The sequence below is a fragment of the Dietzia sp. CQ4 genome (genome assembly GCF_014145125.1).
GTDB classification, from domain to species: Bacteria; Actinomycetota; Actinomycetes; order Mycobacteriales; family Mycobacteriaceae; genus Dietzia; species Dietzia natronolimnaea.
Genome location: NZ_JAALDZ010000181.1, coordinates 1 through 2,834 on the forward strand (window position 1 = coordinate 1; position 2,834 = coordinate 2,834).

Genomic DNA, 2,834 nt, shown 5'->3' on the forward strand with positions numbered 1-2,834 from the left:
GCCCGACCGCGAGACGCGGTCGGGCGGGTCGCGTCGTCCCGGTGCTCCCCCGGGGTCGAACCCCGACCGACGGGAAGTCGGTGGACAAAGGGACTACCCTCGGTGACCACCACACCGATTCGGAGGCGGTCAGAACAGATGTATCCCGGACAGGACGACCAGACGCGGCGCATGGGGCAACCCGACTCGCGCGCGTATTCGCAGATGGGCGGAGACCCAGGGTACGACGAGCCCTACTCGAACGAGGCCGCTTATCAGGAGCGCCGTGAACCCCGCGGTCCCGCGATCGACGTGGGCAAGTTCCTCGGCAGCGTCGCGGCCACGGCACTCGTGGCGGCGATCGCCGGGTGGCTGATCGCCTGGGTGGTGGAGGCGGCGTTCGGCCGCTTCGGCCACCAGTGGGCGAACGGCGGCAACACCCCCACCATGTACGCGGTCTACGGGGCGGTGGCCGCGATCCTGGCCGGGCTCCTCTGGTACCTGCTGCTGGTGGGTACGGCGAACCCGCAGCAGTTCTTCTCGTGGACCGTGGGATTGCTGATCATCGCGGCGGTGGCGCTCCCGCTGCTGGTGACGGTGCCGTTCCTCGACGGGTTGGCCGCGGCGATAGTCCATCTGTTCATCGGCCTGCCGATCCTCGCGTTGACAGGGGCGTTCGCCGCGACCCTGCGACGCTGACCCCCGTGACGCACCCGAGCCCGCTGATGATCCATCAGCGGGCTCGGGTGCTTCCGGCCGGTCGGGCGGCCGACCCGTGACTCAGGCCGCGTGCCTGCAGGTCGGGCAGGAGCAGTCGTCGCACACGCAGTTCGCGCACTCGTGGCGCTCCCCGCAGTTGTCACACGAGCACACGTTGTGGTTACAGGTCTCGCAGGTGCAGTCGGTACAGGTGCACACCGCGCAACTGTCGGTGCAGTTGTCACACGAGCAGGTGGTGCACTCGTCGTAGTGGCCGTCGTGCTCGCGGTGCAGGTGGCCGTCGTGGAGGTAGTCGACGTGATCCTCGTGGACCACGGCCTCATGACCGCAGCCGGGTCCGTGGGTGTGCGAGTGGGGCTCGGCGGTGGGGTGGTCGGTCACGGTCATCGGTGTCGCTCCTGGTCGTCGCCGGCGTGTCGCCGCCGGGCATGGCTGGCGGATGTCACGGGAGTCGCCGGATCGCTCGCGGGTCGGCACTCGTCCATGGCATGCACAGATTGTCATACGTGCATGTATTGCTGTCAACAGCGTCAGTGGTCCCGTCAGGGCTGGCAGAGAGGCGTCGTGCGGCATCCGCGGTGGTGGGGCGGGCGTCGGATGGTCGGACGCGCGCCGTGGTGCCCTCGAGAGGAATCGAACCTCCGACACCGGCTTTAGGAGAGCCGTGCTCTATCCACTGAGCTACGAGGGCGGGAACCGGGGGAGAGTCTAACTGATCCGCGCCGGTCCCGTGATCGGCGAGTTGGAGTGTCGACAGCCGGGCGGTAGGCTTGGCCGCTGGCGTCCGTGTCGTCCCCGTATCCCGGGATCGACGGACCGCCTCCGCGGGTCACCACCGGCCGCCGCGCGAGGGGGTGGGCGTCCGACAGGCCGGCAGCCCCACTAGACAGACAGAGGTATTGCCTGTGTCCACGTACACCCCCAAGCCCGGGGACGTGACGCGCGCCTGGTACGTCATCGACGCCACTGATGTGGTTCTCGGTCGACTCGCCGTGCAGGTCGCCAACATCCTCCGTGGCAAGCACAAGCCGCAGTTCGCCCCGAACGCCGACACCGGCGACTTCGTCATCATCATCAACGCCGACAAGGTCGCGATCTCGTCCAACAAGCGCGAGCGCGTCATGCACCACCGTCACTCCGGTTTCCCGGGCGGGCTCAAGTCGCAGTCCCTCGGCAAGGCCATGGACACGCGCCCCGACCGCGTCGTCGAGAAGGCCGTCAAGGGCATGCTCCCGAGCAACAAGCTCGGTCGTGCCGTCGCCTCCAAGCTGAAGGTGTACGCGGGCCCCGAGCATCCGCACGCCGCCCAGCAGCCCGTGCCCTACGAGATCAAGCAGGTGGCCCAGTGACCGACGAGAACATCACCCCCGAGGCCGAGCTCGCCGATGACACGGTGGCGGAACTCGCCGCCGAGGTCGCCGAGGACTACAGCGAGGCCGACTACGCCGGCGGTACCGACTACGTGGCCGACGCCGAGACCCAGCTGGCCCCGGTCGTCTCCTCCGGTCCGACACAGGCGGTCGGCCGTCGCAAGGAGGCCGTCGCCCGCGTCCGCCTCATGCCCGGCTCCGGCCAGTTCACCCTCAACGGTCGCACCCTCGAGGAGTACTTCCCGAACAAGGTGCACCAGCAGCTCGTCAAGTCGCCGCTCGTCCTGGTCGAGCGCGAGGAGCAGTTCGACATCGTGGCGCTGCTCCACGGTGGTGGCCCCTCCGGTCAGGCCGGCGCGCTGCGTCTGGCCATCGCCCGCGCGCTGATCCAGTACGCGCCGGACGACCGCCCGGCGCTCAAGAAGGCCGGCTTCCTCACCCGGGACGCCCGCGCCGTCGAGCGCAAGAAGGCCGGCCTCAAGAAGGCCCGTAAGGCCCCGCAGTACTCGAAGCGCTGATCTCCGCGCTCGACACCCCAGAGCAGGCGCCCGCGATCGCGGGGGCCTGCTCTGGCTCGTTTTCCAAGGGACCTCACGGCCGGGGCTATCCTTACCCGGTCCGGAACACCCACCCCCAGTGCGGTGGCGGTCCCACTACCCCGGAGGATCACGCACCATGACCCGACTGTTCGGCACCGACGGGGTTCGCGGACTCGCCAATCGGACGCTCACCGTGGACCTGGCCGTCCGCCTCGGAGCGGCCGCC

General features: G+C 69.3%; 4 protein-coding genes and 1 tRNA gene. 3 read left to right on the top strand and 2 right to left on the bottom strand.

Features of this window, described 5'->3' with window-relative positions:
• The first annotated feature begins 204 nt into the window (after window positions 1-204).
• Window positions 205-678, top strand: coding sequence for a hypothetical protein (locus G6031_RS11150; protein WP_241730590.1), 474 nt, complete (start codon window positions 205-207; stop codon window positions 676-678).
• Window positions 679-759: 81 nt separating this feature from the next.
• On the opposite strand, the gene G6031_RS11155 is transcribed toward G6031_RS11150, so the two are convergent.
• Together G6031_RS11155 and G6031_RS11160 are read right to left on the bottom strand one after the other, a co-directional pair.
• The gene (locus tag G6031_RS11155; RefSeq protein ID WP_182618028.1) at window positions 760-1,086 is read right to left on the bottom strand and encodes a hypothetical protein; all 327 of its coding nucleotides are present in this window, start codon (window positions 1,084-1,086) and stop codon (window positions 760-762) included.
• A 228-nt stretch (window positions 1,087-1,314) separates the two neighbouring features.
• A tRNA-Arg gene (locus tag G6031_RS11160) sits at window positions 1,315-1,390 on the bottom strand.
• Between the two features lie 214 nt (window positions 1,391-1,604).
• On the opposite strand from G6031_RS11160, the gene rplM reads away from it, so the two are divergent.
• Both rplM and rpsI read left to right on the top strand, forming a co-directional pair.
• Window positions 1,605-2,048 carry a 50S ribosomal protein L13 gene (rplM, locus tag G6031_RS11165; protein ID WP_107748654.1) on the top strand — a complete coding sequence of 148 codons (444 nt, stop codon included), beginning with the start codon at window positions 1,605-1,607 and terminating at the stop codon, window positions 2,046-2,048.
• Between the two features lie 113 nt (window positions 2,049-2,161).
• Window positions 2,162-2,587, top strand: a complete 426-nt coding sequence (rpsI, locus tag G6031_RS11170) for a 30S ribosomal protein S9 (protein ID WP_259847906.1) — start codon at window positions 2,162-2,164, stop codon at window positions 2,585-2,587.
• The last annotated feature ends 247 nt before the right edge of the window (window positions 2,588-2,834 follow it).

Excerpts from the sequence above, each read along its gene's own strand:
- G6031_RS11150 (WP_241730590.1), top strand. The coding sequence starts at position 205 with ATGGGCGGAGACCCAGGGTACGACGAGCCCTACTCGAACGAGGCCGCT.
- G6031_RS11155 (WP_182618028.1), bottom strand. The coding sequence starts at position 1,086 with ATGACCGTGACCGACCACCCCACCGCCGAGCCCCACTCGCACACCCAC.